The sequence below is a fragment of the Micromonospora sp. DT201 genome (assembly GCF_049841575.1).
GTDB lineage: Bacteria > Actinomycetota > Actinomycetes > Mycobacteriales > Micromonosporaceae > Micromonospora.
Genome location: NZ_JBNCKP010000004.1, coordinates 419,161 through 443,686, shown reverse-complemented (window position 1 = coordinate 443,686; position 24,526 = coordinate 419,161). Strand labels below are relative to the sequence as shown.

At 71.8% G+C, this 24,526-nt stretch carries 25 protein-coding genes and 2 pseudogenes; 12 read left to right on the top strand and 15 right to left on the bottom strand.

What is annotated here, in order from left to right; all coding sequences use genetic code 11:
• Positions 1-2: 2 nt before the first annotated feature.
• The 4 genes from ACLQ28_RS11540 to ACLQ28_RS11525 all read right to left on the bottom strand — a co-directional run bounded on the left by ACLQ28_RS11540 (position 3) and on the right by ACLQ28_RS11525 (position 4,130).
• A complete protein-coding gene (locus tag ACLQ28_RS11540; protein WP_425686214.1) occupies positions 3-962 on the bottom strand; it encodes a DUF5715 family protein in 960 nt (319 codons plus the stop codon).
• Positions 963-1,077: 115 nt separating this feature from the next.
• Positions 1,078-1,905 (bottom strand): isocitrate lyase/PEP mutase family protein, encoded by an 828-nt coding sequence (locus tag ACLQ28_RS11535; RefSeq protein WP_425686213.1) that lies wholly within the window; start codon positions 1,903-1,905, stop codon positions 1,078-1,080.
• Positions 1,902-2,861, bottom strand: a complete 960-nt coding sequence (locus ACLQ28_RS11530; protein ID WP_425686212.1) for a cytochrome P450 — start codon at positions 2,859-2,861, stop codon at positions 1,902-1,904. The genes ACLQ28_RS11535 and ACLQ28_RS11530 overlap by 4 nt, the downstream gene beginning before the upstream one ends.
• Positions 2,862-3,386: 525 nt before the next feature.
• Positions 3,387-4,130: an ArsR/SmtB family transcription factor gene (locus ACLQ28_RS11525; RefSeq protein ID WP_425686211.1), complete on the bottom strand. Its 744-nt coding sequence runs from the start codon at positions 4,128-4,130 to the stop codon at positions 3,387-3,389.
• A gap of 247 nt (positions 4,131-4,377) precedes the next feature.
• Between ACLQ28_RS11525 and ACLQ28_RS11520 the strand changes: the two genes are divergently transcribed.
• Positions 4,378-5,025, top strand: coding sequence for a hypothetical protein (locus tag ACLQ28_RS11520; protein WP_425686210.1), 648 nt, complete (start codon positions 4,378-4,380; stop codon positions 5,023-5,025).
• 24 nt (positions 5,026-5,049) lie between these two features.
• Here the strand turns inward: ACLQ28_RS11520 and ACLQ28_RS11515 are convergent, their stop codons facing one another.
• Together ACLQ28_RS11515 and ACLQ28_RS11510 are read right to left on the bottom strand one after the other, a co-directional pair.
• Positions 5,050-5,568, bottom strand: a complete 519-nt coding sequence (locus tag ACLQ28_RS11515) for a 2'-5' RNA ligase family protein (RefSeq protein ID WP_425686209.1) — start codon at positions 5,566-5,568, stop codon at positions 5,050-5,052.
• Between the two features lie 27 nt (positions 5,569-5,595).
• A pseudogene (locus ACLQ28_RS11510) lies at positions 5,596-5,856 on the bottom strand (Lrp/AsnC ligand binding domain-containing protein); the annotation flags it as partial.
• On the opposite strand from ACLQ28_RS11510, the pseudogene ACLQ28_RS11505 reads away from it, so the two are divergent.
• Positions 5,856-6,062 (top strand): annotated as a pseudogene (locus tag ACLQ28_RS11505) (SMP-30/gluconolactonase/LRE family protein); the annotation flags it as partial. The pseudogenes ACLQ28_RS11510 and ACLQ28_RS11505 sit on opposite strands and share 1 nt — an antisense overlap.
• Positions 6,063-6,077: 15 nt before the next feature.
• Here the strand turns inward: ACLQ28_RS11505 and ACLQ28_RS11500 are convergent.
• Together ACLQ28_RS11500 and ACLQ28_RS11495 are read right to left on the bottom strand one after the other, a co-directional pair.
• The gene (locus ACLQ28_RS11500) at positions 6,078-6,683 is read right to left on the bottom strand and encodes a response regulator transcription factor (protein ID WP_425686208.1); all 606 of its coding nucleotides are present in this window, start codon (positions 6,681-6,683) and stop codon (positions 6,078-6,080) included.
• Complete coding sequence (locus ACLQ28_RS11495) at positions 6,680-7,837, bottom strand: histidine kinase (protein ID WP_425686207.1); 1,158 nt, start codon at positions 7,835-7,837, stop codon at positions 6,680-6,682. The genes ACLQ28_RS11500 and ACLQ28_RS11495 overlap by 4 nt, the downstream gene beginning before the upstream one ends.
• 132 nt (positions 7,838-7,969) lie before the next feature.
• Here ACLQ28_RS11495 and ACLQ28_RS11490 point away from each other — a divergent pair, with 132 nt between their 5' ends.
• Both ACLQ28_RS11490 and ACLQ28_RS11485 read left to right on the top strand, forming a co-directional pair.
• Complete coding sequence (locus ACLQ28_RS11490) at positions 7,970-8,914, top strand: hypothetical protein (RefSeq protein WP_425686206.1); 945 nt, start codon at positions 7,970-7,972, stop codon at positions 8,912-8,914.
• A 208-nt stretch (positions 8,915-9,122) separates the two neighbouring features.
• Positions 9,123-10,868, top strand: coding sequence for a DEAD/DEAH box helicase (locus tag ACLQ28_RS11485; protein ID WP_425686205.1), 1,746 nt, complete (start codon positions 9,123-9,125; stop codon positions 10,866-10,868).
• A gap of 48 nt (positions 10,869-10,916) precedes the next feature.
• Here the strand turns inward: ACLQ28_RS11485 and ACLQ28_RS11480 are convergent, their stop codons facing one another.
• Both ACLQ28_RS11480 and lon read right to left on the bottom strand, forming a co-directional pair.
• Complete coding sequence (locus tag ACLQ28_RS11480) at positions 10,917-11,321, bottom strand: DoxX family protein (protein ID WP_425686204.1); 405 nt, start codon at positions 11,319-11,321, stop codon at positions 10,917-10,919.
• A 133-nt stretch (positions 11,322-11,454) separates the two neighbouring features.
• Positions 11,455-13,785 carry an endopeptidase La gene (lon, locus tag ACLQ28_RS11475; protein WP_425686203.1) on the bottom strand — a complete coding sequence of 777 codons (2,331 nt, stop codon included), beginning with the start codon at positions 13,783-13,785 and terminating at the stop codon, positions 11,455-11,457.
• A 71-nt stretch (positions 13,786-13,856) separates the two neighbouring features.
• On the opposite strand from lon, the gene ACLQ28_RS11470 reads away from it, so the two are divergent.
• The gene (locus tag ACLQ28_RS11470) at positions 13,857-14,105 is read left to right on the top strand and encodes a LuxR C-terminal-related transcriptional regulator (RefSeq protein ID WP_425686202.1); all 249 of its coding nucleotides are present in this window, start codon (positions 13,857-13,859) and stop codon (positions 14,103-14,105) included.
• A 144-nt stretch (positions 14,106-14,249) separates the two neighbouring features.
• Positions 14,250-14,597, top strand: coding sequence for a histone-like nucleoid-structuring protein Lsr2 (locus tag ACLQ28_RS11465; protein ID WP_425686201.1), 348 nt, complete (start codon positions 14,250-14,252; stop codon positions 14,595-14,597).
• Between the two features lie 132 nt (positions 14,598-14,729).
• Here the strand turns inward: ACLQ28_RS11465 and ACLQ28_RS11460 are convergent, their stop codons facing one another.
• Together ACLQ28_RS11460 and ACLQ28_RS11455 are read right to left on the bottom strand one after the other, a co-directional pair.
• Positions 14,730-16,007, bottom strand: a complete 1,278-nt coding sequence (locus ACLQ28_RS11460; protein ID WP_425686200.1) for a hypothetical protein — start codon at positions 16,005-16,007, stop codon at positions 14,730-14,732.
• A gap of 294 nt (positions 16,008-16,301) precedes the next feature.
• Positions 16,302-17,183, bottom strand: coding sequence for a DUF2726 domain-containing protein (locus ACLQ28_RS11455; protein ID WP_425686199.1), 882 nt, complete (start codon positions 17,181-17,183; stop codon positions 16,302-16,304).
• Positions 17,184-17,345: 162 nt separating this feature from the next.
• Between ACLQ28_RS11455 and ACLQ28_RS11450 the strand changes: the two genes are divergently transcribed.
• From ACLQ28_RS11450 to ACLQ28_RS11435, 4 genes are read left to right on the top strand one after another with little or no spacing between them, the layout of a single operon-like run.
• The gene (locus tag ACLQ28_RS11450; protein ID WP_425686198.1) at positions 17,346-17,537 is read left to right on the top strand and encodes a hypothetical protein; all 192 of its coding nucleotides are present in this window, start codon (positions 17,346-17,348) and stop codon (positions 17,535-17,537) included.
• Positions 17,534-17,908, top strand: coding sequence for an Asp23/Gls24 family envelope stress response protein (locus ACLQ28_RS11445; RefSeq protein ID WP_425686197.1), 375 nt, complete (start codon positions 17,534-17,536; stop codon positions 17,906-17,908). Before ACLQ28_RS11450 ends, ACLQ28_RS11445 begins: the two co-directional genes overlap by 4 nt.
• 1 nt (position 17,909) lies before the next feature.
• The gene (locus ACLQ28_RS11440; RefSeq protein ID WP_425686196.1) at positions 17,910-18,431 is read left to right on the top strand and encodes a DUF6286 domain-containing protein; all 522 of its coding nucleotides are present in this window, start codon (positions 17,910-17,912) and stop codon (positions 18,429-18,431) included.
• Entirely contained in the window at positions 18,428-18,988 is a 561-nt protein-coding gene (locus tag ACLQ28_RS11435) for a hypothetical protein (protein ID WP_425686195.1), read from the top strand. The genes ACLQ28_RS11440 and ACLQ28_RS11435 overlap by 4 nt, the downstream gene beginning before the upstream one ends.
• 4 nt (positions 18,989-18,992) lie before the next feature.
• Here the strand turns inward: ACLQ28_RS11435 and ACLQ28_RS11430 are convergent, their stop codons facing one another.
• Positions 18,993-19,952 carry a TerC/Alx family metal homeostasis membrane protein gene (locus ACLQ28_RS11430; protein ID WP_425686194.1) on the bottom strand — a complete coding sequence of 320 codons (960 nt, stop codon included), beginning with the start codon at positions 19,950-19,952 and terminating at the stop codon, positions 18,993-18,995.
• 333 nt (positions 19,953-20,285) lie between these two features.
• Here ACLQ28_RS11430 and ACLQ28_RS11425 point away from each other — a divergent pair, with 333 nt between their 5' ends.
• On the top strand, positions 20,286-20,678 hold the full coding sequence (locus tag ACLQ28_RS11425) for an FKBP-type peptidyl-prolyl cis-trans isomerase (protein WP_425686193.1): 393 nt from the start codon (positions 20,286-20,288) through the stop codon (positions 20,676-20,678).
• Between the two features lie 266 nt (positions 20,679-20,944).
• Here ACLQ28_RS11425 and ACLQ28_RS11420 read toward each other — a convergent pair whose 3' ends face one another.
• Positions 20,945-21,331 (bottom strand): STAS domain-containing protein, encoded by a 387-nt coding sequence (locus tag ACLQ28_RS11420; RefSeq protein ID WP_425686192.1) that lies wholly within the window; start codon positions 21,329-21,331, stop codon positions 20,945-20,947.
• Positions 21,332-21,793: 462 nt separating this feature from the next.
• Between ACLQ28_RS11420 and ACLQ28_RS11415 the strand changes: the two genes are divergently transcribed.
• Positions 21,794-22,810, top strand: coding sequence for an SMP-30/gluconolactonase/LRE family protein (locus ACLQ28_RS11415; RefSeq protein WP_425686191.1), 1,017 nt, complete (start codon positions 21,794-21,796; stop codon positions 22,808-22,810).
• 147 nt (positions 22,811-22,957) lie between these two features.
• Here the strand turns inward: ACLQ28_RS11415 and ACLQ28_RS11410 are convergent, their stop codons facing one another.
• Positions 22,958-24,226, bottom strand: a complete 1,269-nt coding sequence (locus tag ACLQ28_RS11410) for an Ig-like domain-containing protein (RefSeq protein WP_425686190.1) — start codon at positions 24,224-24,226, stop codon at positions 22,958-22,960.
• Between the last annotated feature and the right edge of the window lie 300 nt (positions 24,227-24,526).

Below are 24,526 nucleotides of genomic sequence, written 5' to 3'. Positions count from 1 at the left end.
ACTCAGACCCCCATCTCGGCCTCGTACGCCCGGCGTAGGCGACGCCGGGCGGTGGGCGCGAGGCACAGGTGCCAGGCCTGCCCCTCGTCGATCACGTTGATGTCGCCGGTCTCCTGCCGGGCCAGCAACAGCTCCGCCAGCGCCTCCCGCGCGCCGAAACGCTCGAACCAGCTCAGCTCGACGTCGACGGAGTAGCCGAGGCAGTGCCCGCTGGGCAGCATCGCGGCGTAGCCCAAACGGCGCAGCCGGTACTGGTGTTCGGTACTGCGGACCAGGCTGGTCACCCACAGCGGCGGGGTGTTCGGTGGCGCGGCGGCGGCGAACTCCCGCGCGAGGTCGTTGAGCAGCGCCACCACCTCCCGGCGCGCACGACGGAACAGCAGCCCGGCGGTCTGCGGGGTAGCGTCTGGCCGCAGCCGACGTCGGAGCCCGCGGGCGGCGCGGCCCAGCATGGTGGCGGGCTGCTCCTGGTAGCGGAAACGCAACAGGTCGCGGCGGCGCAACCACTCCAGATCGACGAGGTCGGCGCTGCCGTTGACCTGGTCGTCGGTGACGAACGTCGGAGCGTCCTGCCACCACAGCACGTCGATGCGGGAGAGCAGGTAGATCCGCACCAGCGCGGTGAGGTCACGCGCTGAGGTGCGCTCGTTCGGTTGGTAGCGGGCCATCTCCAGCAGCAGCGTCTCGCGCGCCCCGATCAGCCCTTGCGGGGTGGCGTCGAGGACGGCGGCGAGCGCTGGCTCCCGCAGCCGCTCGTCGATGAGCACCTGGCGGGCCCGGGTGCTGGCCGCGTCGGCCAGGGCGCCGACCTCGACCAGCAACTCCGCGACGGCAGCCCGGTAGGCGGCCAGGTCGGGCTCGGCGGCGGACAGCCGGCGGGGGGCGGTGCCGGAGGGCCGGCGGCGGGCCGGCGCGGTGGGCGAGGCGGGTTGCTGTCCCGGGCTACGACTGGGCACTCGCATGACGGGGGTCCCTTCTCCGGTCGCGGCACTGGGTGTTCGCCCTAAAACACACCGTAATCAGCCGGAGGGGAACGGACCGAACAATCCTCCGATTCACCCCGAAGGGAGCCGGACCTCAGGTTTCCGCGCCGCCCGCCGGCACCAGCCCCTGCACCTCGGCGTACGACGGCAGCCCGTCCAGCACAGCGGGCCGGGGCCCGTCCGGCACAGCGAGCCCGCCGGCGCGTACGTCGTCGGCGACCGCGACCACGGCGGCCAGCGCGGCCCGGAACAGCAGGGAGCCGGTGCTGACCCGGGCCACCCCGGCGCGGCCCAGGTCGTCCAACCCTGGACCACCCGGCTGGTACAGCGCGTTCAGCGGAGCGTCGATCTCTCGGGTGAGCACGCGCAGCGTCGCCAGGTCGACGGTGCCGGGCACGAAGATCCCGTCGGCGCCGGCCGCCTGGTAGGCACGGGCACGGGCGAGGGTCTGCGGCATCGGGTCGTCCACCCCGAGCCACCAGGTGTCGGTGCGGGCGTTGACGAACAGGTCCGGCACCGCCGCCTTCACCGCGGCGACCTTGTCGGCGGTGTCCTCGAGGTCGGAGAGGGTGCCGTCGGCGCGCCCGTCCTCCAGGTTGACCCCGACCACACCAAGCCCGGCCAGCTCCGCCACGTATTCCGCCACGGCCGCCGGATCAGCGCTGAAGCCGGCTTCGACGTCCACGCTGAGCAGCACCGGCAGCGTGCGGAGCCGGCGCGCCAGGGCCAGGGTCTCGGCGGCGGTGGCCCCGGTGCCGTCGGGTCGACCGGCGGCTGCGGCGACCCCGAGGCTGGTGGTGCCGATCGCCCGGTGGCCGCGCGCGGCGAGCGCCGCCGCCGAGGCGTAATCCCAGGCGTTGGGCAGCAGCAGCGGTCGGTTGCTGTGGTGCAGGGCGCGAAACTCCACGCAACTGGTGGTCATCGGACGCTCACCTCCAGGTTCGTCGGAACACGCAGGGTCGGGTGCGGCTCGTGGCACAGCGGGGCCCGAGTGCGGTGGCAGCGTTCGCGCAGCACGTCGAGCACCCCGGTGGCGAGGGCAAGGGCGTGCCGGTCGCCGGGGCAGCCGCGCTCCCCCGCCCCGAAGGTCAGCAGACCAGCACCCGGTCGACCGGGCCGGAACGCCGCCGGCTCGGCGAACACCTGCGGGTCACGGTTGGCCGCGTCGAAGCGCAGGAGCACCGGGCTGCTCGCCGGCAGTTCCCGCCCACCCAGTCGCACCGCGGTTGCGGTGACCCTCCGGGTCGCCCGTACCGGCGGATCGAGCCGCAGCACCTCGGCCAACATCTCCGCCGTCCCCGCCCCACCTGGCGGGTCGCCCCCAGGTAGGCGGCCATGCGGAGGCAGCAGATGGTGCGCGGCGGCACCGATCAGGCCGGCGGTCGCGTCGCATGCCTGGACCAGCAGTCCGATCAGGTTCGCGCGTACCTCCGGTGCGTCCGGCGGCGCCACCGCCAGCAGCGTCGCCACCGCCCGGTCGGCCTGCCGGGTCAGGGCCAGGTCAACCCCCGGGTGGTACGCCGCAGCGACGACCGCGACCGCCGTCCCGGCGGCTGCCGGGTCGGCGAAACCGAGGCGCCCGGCCAGCACCCGCAGCGGCACCAGCCGGGCTACGTCACGCATCACGTCGAGGCGGCCACCGGCCTGGTCCAGAACGGCGACGGTCGACCGGGCCGCCTCGTCTCGCAGCTCGTCCGGGTCCAGCGCGCCCAACGCGTCAACCACGATCGCCCGGCGCTCGCCGTGCCGTTGCGGCGTGCTGAACCGGCTGACCGAGGCCCGCAGCCAGGCGAGCGTGCCGTACGGACCGCTCTCGACCGCCGGCACCTCGAACGCCGGATGGGTCAGCGCCGCCCGTACGTCGGCGTGCCGCGTCACCCACCAACCGCGCCCCGCTTCGAACGAGGGTGGGCCGCACGCCGGTGTTCCCGCAGGGGGCGCAATGTCAGGCCAGGTCTCAGTCACCGCCCGACCGTAGAACCCGAACCCTTCGCCCCCCACCGAACAATCCCGCCCCACCTCGCCAAGATCGCGCTCGATCCTGGATCGCAACACTGTTGCGTTCAGCGCGGGGGTCGGTGTGGCGATCCTGCGGCCAACGCGGCGGGTGATGACCCGTGTGCATGTGTGCGCGTGTGCGTGTGTGCGTCGCTGGCGGGGTGGCAGGGGTGCTTGGGTTTCCCTTTGCTCTGCTTCAACGGAGGCAACACTTACGCGGCAGAAGTGTTGCCTCCGTTGAAGCAGAGCAAAGGGGGCGAGGCGTGGGTGGTGCCCCCTCGTCGGGCATCGAAGGCTGCACCGCGCGCCACGATCGGCGCCTGGCCGGGCGCTGAGACGAGGTCTTCACGGGTTGCTACGCCGACCCGGGCCTTAAACACGCAACGGTGTTGTCCTGGATCGGGGTCAGGCTCGCCCGCTGGCGGGTGCCGGGGGCGGGCTGGGCGCGAGGGTCTGTTCGGAGACGTCCAGGGTTTCGGCGAGGGCGGCACGGCCGGTCGAGGTGAGTCGGACCGCGCGACCCGTGCCCGGCGTGATCCAGCCCAGGTCGGTGAAGCGGCGGCACAGCGCCGCGCCGAGCGCTCCAGCCAGGTGCGGCCGGCGCTCGGTCCAATCCAGGCAGTCACGGACCACCGGGCGTCGAGCGGTGCGCAGCACGTGCACCGGTACGCCCAATTCGGCGGCCCACGCCCACCCCTCGGACGTCAGCGTCAAGCCGCCGGACCGGTCCAGCCGTCCATCGGCCAGCAGCGCGTCGTACACCAGCACGCCCAACCGCCCGGCCAGGTGGTCGTAGCAGGTCCGGGCGTACGCCAGGGCGGTGCTCGCGTTGGCCGCGCGCAGCGACCCGGCCGGCGCGGGTGGAGCCGGGGCGTGCCCGGCCAGGTCCTCGATCAGCTGGGCCACCGACGGCCCGGCCAGCCGTAGGTAGCGGTGGCGGCCCTGCCGCTCCTCGACCAGCAGGCCGCCCCGGACCAGCCGGGTGAGGTGGTCGCTCGCCGTCGACGGCGCGACGCCGGCACGCCGGGCCAGTTCGCCAGCGGTCCAGGCTCGGCCGTCGAGCAGCGCGACGCAGATGCCGGCTCGGGTGCCGTCGGCCAGCAGTGCCGCCAACTCAGCAATGCCTCGGCCCTCGGTGCCACCACTCATGGCCCCATCATCGCCCCGACGCCCGGCGCACCGACCATCCGGGCCAGGTGCGAGGCCGATGGGCGGGACCCACCACGTCGGACGCGTCTGCGTCCGGTGACGCCCTTGCCCACTGCCTTACGCTGAAGGGGCCACGGCGCCGCCACGGCAAGTCGAGGCCTTAGCGCTCGCACCCTGGGCGGATAGAAGTAGCCGCATGATCTGGACGAGGTTCAGAAGCGACCGCACCCCTCGCCGACTCCGTGCCGTGTCCAACCTGCAGTTTCCTGCCAGCGTGCGTGAGCATCTACGAAATCAGCATCCCCAGCTCAACGACGACGACATCGTTCTCGTCGAAAACGCGACCCGGCAGTGGTTCCGGCTCGTCGCCCGCCACACCAGTGCGAAACTGTCGATGCCGTCGGTGGTCGTGGACGATCTGTGGCAGGCACTGACCCTGCACACGCAGGACTACGCCGCTTTCTGCGACGCCGCGTTCGGGCGCCGCGTGCAGCACGAGCCGAGGTCTGCGACGAACGGCGCCACGACCACCGCCATTCGCAGCTCCCAACTGCTCGCCACGCTGGGCTATGGCCGCCGGGACGAGGGTGGTGGCCCGACCGACCTTCCCCTGCTGTTCCGGGTGGACCAGGAGCTCCGCATCCGAGATGGCAACCGCTACCTGGCCGACTGCGGAGGCCGGGGCGAGTGCTTCCCGGTCCCCGGCCGGGTCTGCCTGCAACATCTCGCAGGGCCGGGTAAGCGATCCAAGCCGCGCGGCATTCGCGGCGATCTGCCCTTCAATGACGGCCGATACGGTTACGCCGGTGGTGCGGGCGGCACCGGCGGCGGCGAGTTTGGTGGCGGAGGCGAGGGCGGCGGTGGCGACGGCGGTGGCGGAGGCGGCAGCAACTGAGGCCCCGACGACGCCGCGGCGGCGCTAGCGGAGCCGACCGAGCCGGCTCACCGTCCGGTCCGTGCCGTCGTAGCTGCGGGCGGCGGCGAAATCACCTGTCGGGCGCTGCCCACCGGCGACGGCACGGGCCATCCGCAGATCCGCGTCGCGGAACCGCAGCGCCAGACTCAGGTGCGGCACCCACGCCCCCGGGGCGTGCCAGGGACGGTGCCCGTCGGCGTCGGCGAGAACGTCCCAGACGGCGGCGTGCAACGAGGTCAGTGCCGGCGTTGGTCGTACGAGCCAGACCAACGGGGCGCTGCCGTCGAGGACGACAACGCGATCGAGTGTGACCGGCAACGGCAGCGCGGCGTCGAACAGCTCGGCCAGGCGGTGCTCGGCCCCGGGCGGAAAATCGTCCACCGCGGCGAGGGTGAGATGCGGCCGGTTGGTCGGATGGATGTTGCGGGCCAAGCTGGGCAGCCCAGCGGCCGCCAACCGGCCCCAGACCGCCCGGACCGCGGTTTCCAACCCAGGCGAGCAGACCAGTTCCACCGTACGCACGGGCCCACGCTAGCCGGGCGGTCCGTGTCATCTCGACAGATCGGGACCGGGCGCGCTCGTCTCGGGGGGCTGGTCGAGCACCTGCACCGGGCGTTCGAAGAATGTCTCGAGCACCACGGTGGTCTGGGTGCTGGTGACTCCGTCGATCTCGAAGATCTTGCGCAGCACCGCCTGCAGGTCCTCGGTGGTCGCCGTGCGGATCTTCACCAGTAGCGAGGACACGCCGGCGACGATGTGTGCTTCCTGGATGCCGGGTATTGCCGCGAGCGCCTCGCGGGTGTCGCCCATCCGCCGCCTGGGACGGCGTGCACTGCTTCGACCCCGACGGCACCCTCATCGGCAAGCTCCTGCTGCCCGAATCGGTCGCCAACCTCACCTTTGGCGGGCCGAAACGCAACCACCTGTTCATCACCGCCGGCGGTTCGGTGTACACGCTGCGAGTCACTTTCAACGGCGCCCGCTACCCGCAGGCCACCAGTGGCCAGGAGAGATGAGGGAGAGAATCCGTCTCAGAGCCAGCCGTTGTCCCGGGCGGTGCGTACCGCTTCGGCCCGGTCGGCCGCGCCGAGCTTCTGCACGGCGGCGGAGAGGTGGTTGCGCACGGTGCCGGTGGACAGGTGCACCCGACGGGCGATCACCGCGACCGGGGCACCGACCTCGGCCAGCCGTAGCGTCTCCAACTCCCGAGGGGTCAGTGGGCACGGGGGCAGGGTCAGCGCGTCAGCGGCCAGCGACGGGTCGACGTAGCGGCCTCCGGCGTGCACCCGGCGGATCACGTCCGCGAGCGCACTCCCCGGCGAACCCTTGGGCAGGAACCCTCGGGCGCCAGCGGTCAGTGCCTGGCGCAGGTGCCCGGGGCGGCCGTGCCCGGTCAGCACGACCACCGCGCATTCCGGTCGGGCCCGGGTCAGCTCAGCGGCCACCCCGATGCCGTCCAAGCCGGGCATCTCCAGGTCCACCACGGCCACGTCCGGGCGGTGCGCCAGTGCCGCGGTGACCGCCGAGGGCCCGTCGGCGGCCTGGGCCACCACGTCGATGTCGGGTTCGAGGCCGAGCAGTGCGGCGACGGCGACCCGGATCAGGTCCTCGTCGTCGGCGAGCAGGACGCGGATCACGACGGCACCGGCACGGTGGCCTCGAGGGTGAACACGGTGTCCTCCCGGCGTACCCGCAACTCGCCCCCGGCTGCGGCGAGCCGGTCGGCCAACCCGCGCAGGCCGTGGCTGTGCGCGTCCGGGGCACGGTCGTCGGCCCCGTCGTTGGCCACTGTCATCCTGGCCACGTCGTCCTCCCGTTCGATGCGGATCCGGCACCAGTCGGCCCGGCTGTGTCGCAGCACGTTGGTGCCCGCCTCGCGCAGCACCGCCGCCAGTTCGGTGGCGACGGGCTGCGGCAGGTCCGGTGGCGGCGGCAGGACCGTGCACCGTACCCCGCAGGAGCGCAGCACCCCCACCACCGCGGCGAGCTGTTCGTCGAGGTCGACGGCCCGGTAGCCGTGCACGGTCTCCCGTACCTCGATCAGCGCGGACGCGGCCAGCCGTTGCACCTCGGCGGCCTCCCGAGCGGTCCGTTCCGGGTCGACCGGGGCGAGCCGGGCGGCAAGTTCGGCCTTCAACGCGATCACCGTGAGGCTGTGCCCCAGCACGTCGTGCACGTCACGGGCGAAGCGCAGCCGTTCCTCGACGGCGGCCAGCCGGGCCTGAGCGGCCTGACCCTGCCGGGCGTCTACCAGGAGCCCCCAGAACCAGACCTGGAACCCGTTCACGGCGGCGACGGCCACCCCGATCCCACCAGTGACGGCGACGTGGCGCGGGACGGAACCGCCGGTCCACCAGGCGACCGCCACCGCCACCACCAGGACACCGGCCGCCAACGCCAACGCAGCCCGCAGCCGCACCAGCAGCAGCGGCGCCATGCCGATCAGTGCCGCACCGAGCCAGGCCCAGGTCGGCCACCTGCCAGCCGCCACCGGAGCCACCAGCGGAACGGTCAGCACCGCCGCTCCGGCGAGGCCCAGCTGAGCGCGCCGCCGCCAGCGCGGGTCGAGCCACGGCGTCACGGCCGCGTACAGCACAACCGTCTGGGCGATCGTGAACGCGAGGATGCCGACCGCGCCGAGCGCCACCCGGCCCGGATCGGGCTCACGGGTCAGGCCGAGCGCCGGTAGCAGGACGCTCGCCCAGACGCCGGTGGCCAGCGAAAAGAGCGTTGCCTGCCGAGCCCGGTGCAGCCGGCGGTCCGCCCGCGGAGTCACCGCCTCGCTCGCCACGCACCGATCCTAGGGCTGCCCGGCACCCGGCCCACCGTCGCCAACCATCACGGTTTGACCGTGCGACCCGCACGGTTTTCCCGTGACGAACGGGTCTGCCCGCCGCGCCGGGGACACCGGCAGGGTCGAGGCATGGAGAAGACACGGATGTACGCGGACAACATCGCTGCCGTACCGCCGCCCGGGCCGCTGCCGACCGACCAGCCGGCACCCTCGGGCGCGGCGTTCCCCAACCCCGCGCGCCCCGACACGGGCCCCTCGGACGCGGCACCGACCGGCGGCACGCGGCGGCTGCTGCGGCACCTCGGCGAGATGGCGCTGGCGATGGTCGCCGGGATGCTGCTGCTCGGAGGGCTGTGGGACGCGGCCGGTGCCGCGTTGGGGCTGGCCGGGCCACTGAGCCGGCCGGACGTTGCCGCGCTGGTGATGGCCACGAACATGACCATCGGAATGACAGTGTGGATGCGCTACCGGGCACATCACTGGCGTGGGGTCGGTGCGATGGCCGCCGCGATGTACGTCCCGTTCCTGTTGCTGCTCGTACCGTTGTGGGCCGGGCTGCTGGACGCGGACGCGCTGCTGCTCGGCGGTCATCTGCTGATGGTTCCCGCGATGGTGCTGGTGGCGGTGCGCCACCGGCACGACCCGCCGGTGGCGGTACGCCGGCACCCGGCCGTGGTGGCGCTCGCGCACCGCTGGCCGACCGGGCTGGCGGTGCTGATGACCGTGGAGCTGTGGGTAGATCCGAGAGTGTTCAGCCCGTGGACGATGCTGGTGCTGCCCGGCGGCTATCTGGTGATCGGCATGGCCCGCCGTACGCTGCGTCGGCGGAGGGTGCTCGCCACCCAGCTCGGCGGGCTCGCCGTCTGGGTCGCCCTGACGTTGGTCGCGGTCACGGTCGGCGGGCGGGCCGCCGCCTGGTTGGTGGCGCTCGGTTGGCTGGCGCATGCCGGATGGGACCTGATGGACCACCGCACCGCCAAGGTGGTGCCGCGCGGCTACGCCGAGTGGTGCGCAGTGTTCGACGCGGCGCTGGCCGGCACGATGATCCTTGCCATCCTGACCACCGACGCCTGACCGAACCACCCGTCGGCCCCAGGTCGACATGATCTGCACAAGTTCCGGGAAACTGCTGCCTCAGGCGTCGCGGAGGCACCACTTTCCCTGAAGTTGTGCAGATCATGAGCCGGCACGCAAAGGCTCCTGCACCCGTGCGCGGGTGCGCGTGACGGTTCTTGTGCCGGTCGGCGCAGCGGCCCGGACGGCGTAATGAAAGGCTTGGCACATGAGTTCCGCACCTGCACAGCACGACGCACCGACCGACGCACCGACCGACGCCGCCCCCGCCGACGCCAATGAGGTGTACGCCTTCACCGAGCTCGGGCTGCGTCCCGAGTTGCTGGGCGCGCTGTCCGCCCTCGGCTACGAGGAGCCGACCCCCATCCAGCGGGAGGCGATTCCACCACTGTTGGAGGGTCGGGACCTGCTGGGTCAGGCGGCCACCGGCACCGGCAAGACGGCGGCGTTCGCGCTGCCGCTGCTGAACCTCATGACGGCACACCGCAAGGGCGGCGACCCGGTGGCGCTGGTGCTGGTGCCGACGCGGGAGCTGGCGGTGCAGGTCTCCGAGGCGTTCCACCGCTACGGCAAGGACCTGGGCGCGCGGGTGCTGCCGATCTACGGTGGCCAGCCGATCGGGCGGCAGCTGCGGGCACTGGACTCGGGCGTCGACGTGGTGGTGGCCACCCCCGGGCGGGCCCTCGACCACATCGCCCGGGGCACCCTGCGCCTCGGCGGGCTGGCGACGGTGGTGCTCGACGAGGCCGACGAGATGCTCGACATGGGCTTCGCCGAGGACATCGAGGCGATCCTGGAGCACGCTCCGGCAGAGCGTCAGACGGTGCTCTTCTCGGCCACCATGCCGTCTCGGATCGACGGGATGGCCCGGCAGCACCTGCGGGAGCCGGTCCGGATCGAGATCGGCCGGGAGCAGCCGGTCGCCGGTGAGGCACCCCGGGTGCGGCAGAGCGCCTACATCGTGACCCGGGCGCACAAACCGGCCGCGCTGGGTCGGGTGTTGGACGTGGAGTCGCCCACGGCGGCGATCGTGTTCTGCCGCAGCCGGGAGGAGGTCGACCGGCTGACCGAGACGATGAACGGTCGGGGTTACCGCTCCGAGGCGCTGCACGGCGGTATGAGCCAGGAGCAGCGCGACCGGGTGATGAGCCGACTCCGGGCGGGCACCGCCGATCTGCTGGTGGCCACGGATGTGGCGGCGCGTGGTCTGGACGTCGAGCAGCTCACCCACGTCGTCAACTACGACGTTCCGTCGGCCCCGGAGTCGTACGTGCACCGGATCGGCCGGGTGGGCCGGGCCGGGCGTGAGGGCGTGGCGATCACCCTCGCCGAGCCGCGTGAGCACCGGATGCTCAAGACCATCGAACGGGTGACCGGCCAGCGGATCACCATCGACAAGATCCCCACCGTGGCCGACATGCGTACCCGCCGGCTGGAGCTGACCCAGGCGGCGCTGCGGGAGAGCCTGCTGGAGGACGACCTCGACCCGTTCCGGGTGATCGTGGAGACGCTGACCGACGAGTTCGACCTGATGGAGGTCGCCCTCGCCGCCGTGAAGCTGGCCCACGAGGTGACGTCGCCGGGCTCCGACGACGAGGAGGAGATCCCGCAGGTGCCGGTGCGCGGGCCCCGCGAGGGTCGACCGGAGAGCGGCGGCCGGGGCGGCGACCGGCGTGGCGGGGGCCGGCCGCGTTCGGGCGGCGGCAACACCGTCCAGGTCTTCGTCGGCCTGGGCCGGCGTGCGGGGGTGCGCCCGCAGGACCTGGTCGGCGCGATCACCGGGGAGACCGGGATCCGCGGCCGAGACATCGGCTCGATCGAGATCGCTGACCGGTTCTCGCTGGTGGAGGTGCCGCAGGGGGTGGCCGACGAGGTGATCTCCGGGTTGCGCCAGAGCACGATCAAGGGCCGCAAGGCCACCGTGCGTCGGGACCGCGGGGGCGACGAGCGCTGAGCACGCTGCCGGCGACCGCCGTGGTACGACGGTCGCCGGCGTGTCAGTTCAGAAGGAGTACGGGCCGAAGCGGCCCCACGCGACCACGGCGGCGAGGACGAGCAGCACCGCGCAGAAGATCGCGCCCTGGATCTCCACCCGCCGAGCGGCCTCCGTGTCCCGCTTCTTCAGGTCGCGCAGGTGCACCAGGATGGCACCGATCATGACGATGACCAGCCCGACCGCGGCGAGGGGGGTCAGCACGGTGGCGATGCCGGTGAGCGGAGGCAGCACCAGCCCGATGGCGGCCAGCAACTCGACGGCGCCGAGCGCCTTGACCTGGGTCGGCGGAACCGGGTCCACCCAGGCCATCCGGTCGCGCAGCTTCTCCTTGGGCTGGGTCAGTTTGGTGACGCCGGCGCCGGCGAAGGCGACGGCGAGCAGGATCTGCATGATCCAGAGCACCAGGTTCACGGTTGTTCCTCCAGGGGCCGCCTCACGGCGGAGAGGTAGTTGAGGGTTCAAGCGAGACAGTAGACCTCTGTCCGCGTACCCGAAGGACCCCCGCCGTCTTCAAAGACGGCGGGGGTCCTGCGTGCTCAGAGCGTCAGACCGTGAAGAGCGCCGGCCCGTCCAGCGCCTCGACCTCGGCTGGCCGCAACGCCAGGGCGAGCACGTCGGCCACGTCGGCCAGGGTGTGCACGGTCAGCGCCTCGCGCACCTCGGTCGGCAGGTCGTCCAGGTCGGGCTCGTTACGCGCCGGGATGATCACCTCAGTGAGACCGGCCCGGTGCGCGGCGAGCAGCTTCTGCTTCACCCCGCCGATCGGCAGCACCCGACCGGAGAGCGTCACCTCGCCGGTCATCCCGAACTCGGGGCGGACCGGTCGGCCGGTGACCAGCGACGCCAGGGCCGTGACCATGGTGATGCCGGCGCTCGGGCCGTCCTTGGGCACCGCGCCCGCCGGGACGTGCAGGTGGATCCGCCGTCCGGCCAGGGCGTTCGGGTCGATGCCGAGCCGACGCCCGTTGGAGCGCAGGTAGGAGAGCGCGATGTGCGCCGACTCCTTCATCACGTCACCGAGTTGACCGGTCAGGGTCAGCCCCGGCTCACCCTCCATGCTTGTCGCTTCGATGAAGAGCACATCCCCACCGGCGCCCGTGACGGCGAGGCCGGTCGCCACGCCAGGCACCGCGGTGCGCTCGGCCGATTCCGGAGTGAACTTCGGCCGTCCGAGGTAGCCCGTGAGGTTGTCGGTGTCGACGCGTACCGGGGTCGGATCGGTCGCCAGCGTCACCGCCACCTTGCGCAGGATCTTGGCCAGGGCACGCTCGAGCTGCCGGACTCCAGCCTCCCGGGTGTACTCCCCCGCGATCAGCGCGAGAGCCTCGTCGGCGACGCTGACCTCCTCGACGGTCAGACCGGCCCGCTCCCGCTGCCGAGGCAGCAGGTGGTCGCGGGCGATGGCGACCTTCTCGTCCTCGGTGTAGCCGTCCAGGGTGACCAGCTCCATCCGGTCCAGCAGCGGGCCGGGGATGGACTCCACCACGTTGGCGGTGGCCAGGAACAGCACGTCGGACAGGTCGAGGTCGACCTCCAGGTAGTGATCCCGGAAGGTGTGGTTCTGGGCCGGGTCGAGCACCTCCAGCAGGGCGGCGGCGGGGTCGCCGGCGTAGCCGGCGGAGACCTTGTCCACCTCGTCGAGGAGCACGACCGGGTTCATCGAGCCGGCCTCGCGCAGCGCGCGGACGATCCGGCCGGGCAGCGCGCCCACGTAGGTGCGCCGGTGACCGCGGATCTCCGCCTCGTCGCGGACGCCACCGAGCGACACCCGGACGAAGTTGCGCCCGAGCGCCCGCGCCACGGACTCGCCGAGGCTGGTCTTGCCCACTCCGGGAGGACCGGCGAGGGCGAGGACCGCGCCGGAGCCGCGACCGCCGACCACACCAAGGTTGCGCTCGGCCCGCCGGTTGCGCACGGCCAGGTACTCCAGGATGCGGTCCTTCACGTCGGCCAACCCGGCGTGATCGGCGTCGAGCACCGCCCGGGCCACGGCCAGGTCGGTGTTGTCCTGGGTACGCGTGCCCCACGGCATTTCCAGCACGGTGTCCAGCCAGGTGCGGATCCAGCCCGCCTCCGGGGAGGCGTCACTGGCCCGCTCCAGCTTGCCGACCTCGCGCATGGCCGCCTCGCGGACCTTGTCAGGAAGCTCGGCGGCCTCGACGCGGGACCGGTAGTCGGCCGAGCCGTCCGGCTCGTCCTCGCCCAGTTCCTTACGGATCGCGGCGAGCTGCTGGCGCAGCAGGAACTCCCGCTGTGACTTCTCCAGCCCCTCGCGGACGTCACTGTTGATCTGCTCGGTGACCTCCTGCTCGGCCAGGTAGTCCTTCACCCAGCCGACCAGCAACTCCAACCGGGCGGTGACGTCCGGCGCGGCGAGCAGTTCGGTCTTCTGGTCCAGTGTCAGCCAGGGCGCGTAGCCGGCCGAGTCGGCCAGCTCGGACAGGTCGGTCATCCGCTCCACCGCGTCGATGACCTGCCAGGCACCCCGCTGCTGCAGCACGGAGGTCACCAGGGCGCGGTACTCGCGGGCGAGTTCGCGGGCGCGGCCGGCGGGAGCGGGTTCGTCGAGTTCGGTCGCCTCGACCCAGAGTGCGGCGCCCGGGCCGGGCACGCCGGAGCCGATCCGGGCCCGGGACAGGCCACGGATGACGGCGGCGGGCTCACCCTCGGGCAGCCGGCCGACCTTCTCGATGGTGGCGACGACGCCGACCGGGCCGTACTCGCCGTCGATACGCGGCACGGCCAGCAGCTTGCGGTCACCGGTCGCCCGCGCCGCGTCGATCGCGGCCTGGGTGGTCGGGTCGAGGGTCACCGGGATGACCATGCCGGGCAGCAGCACGGCGTCGGTCAGGGGAAGTACCGGAAGAGTTGCCATCGAACACCTGCTATCGCGTTGAGTTGAGCGTGTCTGGCTCAAGTAACAAAGCGTTCCCCTTGTTCCGATCTGTGACTCAGGTCACTGCCCATCCCCTCTTCGCCCGCGGCCTGGAGCTGCTCCTCCCGATCGCCACCGAAGGCCGTCGGCTGCTCCGGGCGGTGGCCACCGGCCGCACGACCGTCGACATCGCCGAAGAACTGCACGTCCCGGAGTTGACGGTGAAACGGATGACCGCCGCGTTGCTGCGCGGACTGCGCGTGTTCAACCGGGCGGAGGCGGCCGCCGTCGCCGGTCACGCCGGTCTCCTCGGTGATTGAAGCCCCGCCATCGCACCGATTCGCGGTTTTGCTTCGTAACGGAATCGCGACGCGCCGAATGAATGGGACGCATATTGTTGCGGATTACCGGGTTGATAGGTCAGACTTTGGGCACATCCCGCCGCACACAGGGAGTAATCGGCAATGGCGAGAAAAGTAATCACGGTCCTGACCGACGACCTCGACGGCGGCAAGGCCGACCGGACGGTCGAGTTCAGTCTCGATGGCGTGGCCTACACGATCGACGTCTCGGACGAAAATGCCGGCGTCCTGCGCAAGGCACTGGATCCGTACATCAATGCGGGTCGGCGGATCGGGCGCGGCCCGGTGGACAGCACCCGATCAGTCCGGCGGCCGGGGCGACCCACCGGCGCCGGAATGGATCGGGAGCAGAACCGGGCCATCCGGGAATGGGCCATCAAGAACGGCTTCAAGATTTCCGAGCGGGGCCGGATCCCGGTTGAGGTCGTTGAGGCGTACAAGACGCGCTGACACCCGAGTTGACGACGGGGTCACGCCGGAAACGGCGTGACCCCGTCGGTTTGTCCGGGCACGAAACGATGCGGCGGCCGGTCACCCAGGGGATGTCGCCCCGGGTGGCCGGCCGCCACTTGTCGAGTCGTATCAGTTGACGTCGATACGTACCGAGTCGAACGCGGGAGTCTGGTTGGCCCGCTCCATCATCGGCAAGCGGTGCGAGCCGTCACCGGCCCAGACGGAGCACTGCGCGGTACCCGCCTCCGGCAGGCCTGGAATCTGAATCGTCACCTCGTCAGGCTGGGCACCACCGCGGCCGTCCTCGGTCGCGACGAAGAACGCGGGCACCTCCTGCGGCTCCGGCGGGGTGGTCAGGCTGTCCAACATCCGGCAGGCGGTGTGGAAGTGCCCCCGGACCAGGCCCTGGGCGTTGAGCAGCGAGCTCTCCACGTAGTAGCCACCCTGGCCGGCGGCCAGGAAGCGGTCCCGGACCAGGTTGCGGGTGCTGACCCGCAACGTGAACGCCTGGTTGCGGCCGACCTGGTCGGGGAACTGGGTGATCAGCAGGGACGGGTTGTTGGCGGCGGCGCCGACTTCACCGAACTCGGTGCTCACGCAGCGGTTGCCGATCTGGAAACCGTCGTGCGGCTGGAGTCGACTCTCGTCGCAGTCGTTGGCGAGCACGCCGAGTCCGGCACCGGGGGCGTTGCCACCATTGTTGCCACCGTTGTTGTTGCCACCGCCGTTGTTGCCACCGGTGTTGCCGCCACCGTTGTTGCCGCCACCGTTGTTGCCACCGTTGTTGCCGCCCGTGTTGCCGGTCGGCTGCACCTGGCAATCGGCGAGTTGCGCGAGACCCTGCGGCCGCGGCCCGACCCGGTCGATCGCGCTCGTGATCCGGTCCAGCACCGCGCGCCGCTTATCCCTCAACGGCTGCAGGATCGCGCTACGAATGAACGCCTCACCCTTGTTGCCCTCGGCCGCCAGCCGGCGGTCCGCCTCGGCGATCTGCGACTGCAACTGGGCGAGATTGCGATCCACCTCGGCCCGCGCCCGGGCCGGCACCTGCGGCAGCTTGGCCGTCACGTCCGGGCAGGCAATGGCCGTGCCGGTCCCCACTGTGCCGTCCTTGCCGTCCTCGCACTCGGGGATCGTTTGCTGTCCGTCACCCCAGTGATTGCGCACCCACCGACCGTTCTGCCAGGTCCGGCTGGTCGAGCTGCCAGTCGGCGCGGTCGAGCCCGGGCTCGGTTCCACGCACTGCCCAGCAGCCGGACGTGGCTTATTTGTCCGCCGGTCCTGGGCCGACGAAATCTGGGTCACGGCGACGACTCCGCCGAAGACCACGAGCGTGCCGACAACGGCCAGCAGACGCTTGCTCCGCGCGTTGCCGGATGACCGGCGCGCCCGTGTGGACCTGCGCATCGAATTGCTCTCCTTCTCGATCCGGTAGTGGATTCCTGCCCTCGGCGGACCGACGTCTGTGAGATGGCACGCCACGGCGGCAACCACCGTGACCTACCCGGTAATGCGTCGATGGCCGACGATGCCCTTTCCGCACCGTCTCCCGCGTCCGGTCGACGCGGATGGGGAGATCCTGTTCATTCGCGCAGGAGTACGGGACGGCGACCGGGAAGGTTCAACCGGCGCACAGGAAATTGCCGCGACCCGACACGGAGCCGGTGCGGAGCAGGAGTCAGCAGGTGAAACTGGTGCCAGTCAGTCGGCGCAGAGGTGGTCGAAGGCGAATCCGCCCACCAGTTCGTGACGGCGCCGACTCAGCGCGACGATCTGCGCGGTCAACTCGGTGCGCGGCAGCAGGTCCGTGAACGCGTTCGCACGCAGCCGCTCCCCCACGGCGACCGTGGCGAGATCCTCGGCCAGTCGGGCCGCGTCGATGCCACACGAAAAGCGGTGCTCGGTCACGGAGACCCGCTCGACGAGGCACGCGTCGGGGCGAACCTGCACCCAACTCCACCCCTGCGCCGGCCCGTCCGACCAGCGCACATGCAGCCCGCGCACGATCGGGTCGGCCACCCGCCCGGCCACGTACGCCTCGACCGTCGCCGCCCGGGTCAGCGCGCCGAGGTCGTTGACCGGCCCGGTGCGGCCGTCCGGCAGCCGGCCGAGGATGTCCCGGAAGCCCACCGGGTCCGGTTCGTCACCGGCGGCGGTCATCCCGGCACCGCCTGCGGCGTAGGCGCGCGCGTCGATGACGTACTCCACGAGGCGTCGGCCGTGCTCGGCCGCCCGCAGCGTCGGCGATCCGATCCGCAGCACGGGCAGCCCGACGGCTGCGCTCACCGCGTCCTTCAGTCGCTCGTCGCGCTGCTCTGTCGAGCCGGCGGACGCGACCGGGCCGATCTCCACGGCGACGATCGCCCGGCCGGTGTCGGCGGCGCAGACCACGAAGTCGAAGCTGGCGCGGCTGGCGGAACTCCACTGGCTGCCGGTGACACCGGGCGGGCGACCCTGCACCAGATCACTGAGCCGGCGCGCTGGATAGACCCGGTGGCCGGCGCGGCTGAGCGTCGTGTCGCGTCCGCCGTCGGCGGGCACCGCCCGCAGCCAGCCGCGGTCGTCGCTGCCGATGCTCGTCATCTGCCTGATCCATCCGCCGGTCGGTCGAGCCGGGCCGAGTCTAGGTGGTCGATCATGGCCCACCGACTTAGGATGTGACCGGGATCACAGCCGTGCGACGTTCCAGTCATGGCTCCCGGGTGTATCCAGCGACCGCCGGTACCGAACCGGCGGGAGGTGACCATGTCGCGACAGCAGTTCGGCTTCCTCGCCGGTTTCCTCGCCGTGGCGGTCTGGGCGCTCGCCAGCGCCGGCGTGGCCGCCCTCGCCGTGCTCGCCGGCCTGCTCGGCTGGCTGGTGGTCCGGGTTCTCGACGGCGACCTCGCGGTGACCGGCCTCGGCGACCGCCACGCCGAAAATCGGCGACGCCGATGACCAGCCGCCCGGCCGCGCAGACGAGCCCCAACACCGACCCGGCCACCGGGTCGGAACGCCACCCGGCCGACGCCGCGGACGTCGCGCGGATCGCGGTCCAGGCGGCCGGCCTGGTACCGGGCGTGTCCGTCGTCCGTCCGGCGGCGGTCCGCCTGGGCGACCGGTCCGTCGGACTCGACCTGCACCTGATCACCTGGTACGGGCACAGCGTGCCAACCATCGCCGAGACGGTCCGGGCGGTGGTCGCCGACCGGGTGGCCGCCACCACCGGGCTCAGCGTGGCGGTGGTGACTGTCACCGTGGACGATCTACTCGTCCCCGGTGTCGACGTCTCCGCAGCCCCGGCGGCCGTCCTGCCGGAGGACGACTGAGATGCGCAGCGTCAACCGGGTCGCCTCGCTGCTGCTGGCCACCGCACTGCTCGTCGGCGGAGCACTGACGGCCGTCCAGGCACTGTTGCTCGCCCTGCACCGCCCGGCACCCCTCGACACCACCGGCTGGTTCGACGCTCTGAGCGGCACCCGGTGGCGCGAACCGAGTGTCCGGGCGGTGGCCGGCGGGGCCGTCCTGCTGGGCCTGGCCATCCTGGTCGCCCAGTTGCGCCCCTGGACGCCGGTGCGGTTGCGCACCGACGAACGCGACGGCTGGTACCTGCACCGGCGCTGCGTGGAGCAACGTCTGGCCGACGCCGCCAGCGCCGTGCCGGGCGTACGCCGCGCCCGGGTCCGGGTCCGGCGACGCGGCGGCCAGTGGCGCCCCCAGGTACGCGCGACCGGCGACCCGGCAGCCCGGGCGGAGATCGAGTACGCGGTGCACCAGGAGTTGCACCGGCTCACCGCGCTACGCCCCGGCCGGATCGACGTCCGACTACATCCGCAAAGGCGGCCGGCATGACCAACGCCGGGCACCGCCTACTGTGGACCATCATCGCGCTGCTGCTGGTGGCGGGCGGCGCAGCGGCGTTGGCGGCCGGCTTCGGCACCCTACCCGGCACCGATCCCGGCGCGGTGCTGCTCAACGCCGGGCTGCTGGACCGGTGGCGGATGGCCGCGCCGTGGAGCACGCTGGCCGCAGCGGTCACCGGGGCGCTCGTCGCCCTGGCCGGGCAGCGCCTACTCGCCCGGGAGCTACAGCGACCCGCTGGCACGCTGCGCGGCACCCTGAGCCACCCTGGGCGCCGACCGGGCCGCACCCGGCTGGCCGCCGACGTCCTCGCCGACGCGCTGGAACGCGACCTGACCGGCAACCCCGGTGTACGCCGCGCCCGCGTGGTGCTCACCGGAGAGCCGCCACACCCCGATGTGTGGATCCGGGTGGACCTGACGGCCGACGCGCCGGCCGCGGGCGTACGCGAGCACGTCCGCGCGGCGGTCCGCCGATTCGCGGCGACGACGGACTGCCAGCCGGCGCACCTCGACGTCACCGCCCGCATCGAGCCGGCCCGCCCCTGATTGCTCAGCTGCTGGTTCGAGGATGACGGGCGGCGAGGATGCTGGCACCGATGGAGACCGCCAGGGTCGACACCACCACCGCGAGGGTCAGCCAGACCGGCAGCTTGCCCACCGGTGTCTCGGCCAGGATGAGCTTCAACCCCGCGAAGGCCAGCAGCAACGCCAGTCCGTACCGCAGGTAACCGAAGTGTCGCAGCAGGCCGGCGAGGCAGAAGTAGAGGCTGCGCAGCCCCAGTACGGCGAACGCGGTGGCCGACCAGACCAGGAACGTGTTGTCGGTGATGGCGAGGATCGCCGCCACCGAGTCGATGGCGAAGACCACGTCGGTGGCCTCGATGGCGACGAGCGCCACCAGCAGCAGCGTCGCCACACGCCGGCCTTCCACCCGGGCAGTGAACCGGTCGCGGTGGTAGCGGGGGTCGGTGGGCACCAGTCGACGGAACAGCCGGACCACCACGTTGCGTTCCGGATCGACGTCCGGCTCCCCGCGTACGGCCAGGCGCCAGCCCGTCCAGATCAGGAAGGCGCCGAGCACGAACCCGGCCCAGGCGAGCCGATGCAGCAGCTCGGCGCCGGCAAAGATGAACAGCAGGCGGAAGAGCAGCGCCCCCACGACACCCCAGAACAACACCTTGTGCTGGTAGCCCGGCGGCACCTGAAAGTAGCCAAAGAGCAGGGCGAAGACGAACACGTTGTCCACCGAGAGCGCCTTCTCCAGCAGGTAGCCGGAGAAGTACGCGATAGCCGGGTCGCCACCGAGGCTCCACCACACGACCAACCCGAACAGCAGCCCCGCACCGATCCAGACGGCGCTCCACAACAGCGCCTCGCGCAGCTCGATGACGTGGTTGTCCCGGTGCAGGAGCACATCCACGGCGAGCAGCACCGCGATCACCGCGCCGACGGCAGCCCAGGCCCACAGCGGGACCGTGACCGTCGCCTCAGCCACCGACGCCCTCCGCATCGACCACGGTGCGCCGCCCGCTACCCCGCTGGTCGGCCGTTTCCGAGCCTAGGCGAACGGCCGACCCGACGTCGTCGGTCCAGCGAAGTCACCCACCCGCCAGTGCAGCCGCGTGCAGGCGTCGCTGTACGCGCGCGCGGCCTCCCGCCTCGCCGATCTTGCGGTTTCTGCCCCGACGAAAGGTGCAATCTTCCGCAGATCGGCGACCCAAAGTGCAAGATCGGCGAGTTGGGTGGCGGTGCGGGTGGCGGGTCCGCCGCACATCGGTGAGGTGCGATCCGGCAGGATCGACGGTGACCGGACACATCAGCCAACACGGCAGGAGATCCCCGCATGAACCAGGCAGCAGGCGCCCGATCGGGCAAGCCCGAGGTGGGTCCGATCGAGGGTGCACCGCCGGCCGACCTCGTGATCGAGGACGTCACCGTGGGAGATGGCCCGCAGGCCGAGCCGGGCCAGTTGGCCAGCGTGCACTACGTCGGCGTATCCCACTCCACCGGAGGCGAGTTCGACTCGTCCTGGAACCGAGGCGAGGCGTTCGAGTTCGCGCTCGGCGGCGGTCAGGTCATCGCCGGCTGGGACCAGGGCGTCGTCGGCATGCGCGTCGGCGGCCGCCGCCGCCTCACCATCCCGCCGCACCTCGGGTACGGCGACCGCGGCGCGGCCGGCGTCATCAAGCCGGGCGAGACCCTGATCTTCATCGTCGACCTGCTCGGCGTGCGCTGACCGATTCTCGGGGGGTCGCCGGCCCACGCCGGCGGCCCCGCACCGCACCCGAGTAGGCGAGTCCAGTTTGGCCTCAGCAGGCCTCGGGCCGGTGCCGTTCGACCTCATTCGCGCGGGTGCCGTTCGGCCTCAGCGGGGCTCGGGCGTGCCGTTCGGCCTCAGCAGGGCTCACGCTGGGGCCGGTTAGCCACAGCGGGCTTAGGCGAGTGCCGGTTAGCCACAGCGGGCTCAGGCGGGTGCCCGGTCGAACGGGCTCTGGGGCCAGGTCAGGCAGCCAACTGCAGGTGCGCTGTCGCGGTCACCGGGCGACGCGCGGCCTCGACCACCTGGGTCGGCTGCAGAATAGGCATCACCCGGTGCAGCCCGGTAGCACGCAGCACCCGCGCCACCACCGGGCTCGGGTCGACCAGGACGAGTTCGCCGCCGCGGGCCCGGACGCGCAGATGCGCGGCGAGCAACGCACGGACACCGGCGGCGGAGAGCAGCCGCAGCTCGGACAGATCCAGTTGGAGCACCGGACGAGCCGGCGCGGACCACAACGCGGACCGGAACGCGCCCACAGTGGCGATGTCGACCTCGCCGGTCACCCGCACGAGGACCACCTGATCACCCACGCTGACCTGCACGCCGAGCCGGTCGCTGTGCTCTCCCATGCCCAGAAATCTAGCCGCCACCACCGACAGTTTCGCCCCTCGGCGGAGTGATTCCGGGTACGCCCAGGGTCATACCCCGAGGTACCCCTCATCCCCCTCGGGGCGCAGGCCAGGGGCGGAGGCCAGGGGCGGCGGCCAGGGGCGGCGGCCAGGGGCGGCGGCCGGAGGCGGAGGCCGGGGGCTGGAAGCCGGAGGCGGAGGCCAGGGGCTGGAAGCCGAGGGCGGAGGCCGAGGGCTGAAAGCCAGGGGCGGAGGCCAGGGGTGGCGGCCCGGGCTGGAAGCCAGCGGTGGTGGCCGCGGCGACGCCTGCTCGGACGGTGATCCACTCCAGATCGCCGATGTTGGGGTATCCAGGCCAACGGAACACCCCAATGTCGGCGACCTGGAGTGGATCATGGATTTTGGCGCGCCGCCAGAACGACGATTCGGAAACGGCCCGCCCCGGCGGTGGAGAATAGGCCGATGCTGATCCCTCGGCCCCGGCCGCCCCGGCTGATCCGTCCCGTCCGCGAGCCGGCAACCGTCCCTCCCCCGCTGGCCGGGGCGTGGGCGCCCACCGACTGCCGGCTCGACCGAGTCGAGTTGCTACCCCTCCCCGAGGGTGCCGTTGGGCCCGAGGACGTGCTGGTCGACGGCACCGGCCGGGTGATCAGTGGTGACGAGGACGGCCGGCTCTGGTGGTGGCCGGTCGACGCGCCGGCCGGCACCCGACCCCGGTTGCTGGGCGAGACCGGGGGCCGGCCGCTCGGCATCGAGTTGGACCCGTCCGGTGAGGCGCTGATCGTGTGCGACGCGTACCGCGGGTTGCTGCGGGTCACGCCCGACGGCGCGGTACGCGAACTGACCGGGACGGCACCCCCGGTCCACCTGGCCAACAACGCGACGGTGGGCCGGGACGGCACCATCTATTTCACCGACAGCTCCGACCGGTTCCCCGTCTCGCACTGGAAGCGGGACCTGCTGGAGCACCGCCCCAACGGTCGGGTGCTGGCCCATTATCCGAGCAGCGGCCGCACCGAGGTGGTGGCCGAGGGGTTCTACTTTCCCAACGGCATCGCGCTGACCCCGGACGAGTCGGCGCTGATGTTGGTGGAGACCACCACCCACCGCCTGCTCCGCGTCGAGCTGAGCGGTGGCGTCCGGGTTCTCGCCGACCTGCCCGCGTACCCGGACAATCTCGCCGCCGTGGGCGACGGCACGTACTGGATCGCCCTGCCCAGCCCACGGGTGCCGATCGCGGAGCGGCTGCTGCCGCACCCTCGCCTGCGCCAGATCGCCGCGTTGCTGCCCGACGCGATGCAGCCGCAGCCACGCCGTTACGGGCTTGTCGCGCTGGTCGACGGCACGGGCGCGGTCCGCCGTACGCTGCACGGCCCGAGCGGGCATTACTGGATGATCACCGGGGTACGCCAGCACGGCGATCAACTCTGGCTGAGCAGCCTGATCGGGCGCGGAGTGGCACGCGTACCGCTGGACTGAACGCCCGGTGCCACGGGCGTCGAACCGATCGGTGGCAGCTCAGCCGGGCGGCGCTCGGCGTGTCGAGTCGCCCAGCTGCCAGCGATCGGTTCGGTGCTAGCCAGGAGCCGGCCCGCCGCGGTGGCGGGCCGGCTCCGAAGGCCAGACTCAGCGGCCGCTGACCGAGGGCGCCGGGGCGGGCGACCCACCGGCCACCGCACCCGGGTGCGCCGGGGCGACCGGGGCGGGCTTGAGCCCGGGTGGCACCGGCAGGGCGCTGCCCCGGGCGAACTCGTCCCAGCTCACGTTCCACGCGGTCCAGCCGTTGCCCGGCTGCAACTCCACCTCGGTGCCCTTGACGGTGATCAGGTCACCGACCTGCGTCACCCCCATCAACCAGTCTGCGGCGGTGGCGGAGACGTTCGCGCAGCCGTGCGAGACGTTGGTGTTGCCCTGGTCTCCCTCCGACCAGGGGGCGGAATGGATGAACTCGCCACCCCAGGTGTAGCGCTGGGCGTCGTCGACGTCGACCACGTAGCCACCGTTCGGCTCACCCCGGGTGTCGAAGGTGGTCCGCTCGTGCTTCTCCATGATCACCATCTTGCCGCTGGAGCTCGGCGTGCTCGGCTTGCCCAGGCTGACCGGGATCCGGCGGATCTGCTTGCCGTCACGCAGCACCGTCATCTGCTTGGTGGCGTTGTCGATCTCCAGCGAGAGCTGACGTCCGATCTTGGAGGTCGCGGTCCGCTCGGCGTCGCCGACCCGATCCTTACCGATCGGCAGACCCTCCAGGCCGGCCCGGACGCTGATCGTGGTCCCCGGCTTCCAGAAATCGGGTGCCCGGTAATAGACCTGACTGCCATCCTCGATCCACGACCAGGTGCCCGGCTGCGGCGGATTCGTCTTCACGAACAACCGCCGCTGGACATCCGCTCTGGCCTCTTTCGGAATTGCCGGGTCGAACGCCACGGTTACCGGCATCGCCGTGCCGTACGTCCGATTACCGACGAAATAGAGGGTGCTGGTGATCTGCGGTTTGGTCGATTTGGCCATCGTGGTGAACGTGGTGGTGCGAGTAGTGGTGGCACCCGAGTCACCGGTCGCGGTCACCTCGGCGGTGTACGTCCGTCGCGGTTGCAGCGGCACGGTCGGCACCCAACCCGAGCCGTCCTCACGCGGCTCGGCGTTGACCTGCTTGCCCTTGTCGTCGGTGAGGCGTACACCGATAACTCGTCCACCCTTGACCACAGTGCCCACCTCGGCGCTGACCGGGACGTCCCGGGCCTTGTCCCCCGGCGTCACGGCGAGCTCCGGGCTGGCGACGTGGTCCTTGGCCGGACCAGCCGCCGACTCCCGGTCGGCGGTGCACCCACCCAGGACGAGTGGTGCGGCTGCGATGGTTACCGCCAACAGCGTCAATCGCCGCCTAGACGTCATGTTCAGTCCCCCCGTTTTCGACTTCCCTCTGCCACATTCTCGCCTCTTCGACAGGTGCGTCCACGGCATTCGGAAATAATCGGCGGCGCATTTACCGACGCATTTTCCGGCAATGTTCCGCTTGGCGGAACAGGGGTTGAAGCGACCTCTCTCACGTCCTCTGCTCCGCTTCGGCGGACGCGACACCGCCTGTCCAGATACCGGCTGTCTGGTGGTGCCTGAGCCGAAGCAGGGCAAAGGAGGCGTACCGGGGGTCGTCTCGGCGAAGGGCGCACCCGGCCCGCCGAGCGCGGAGGTAGT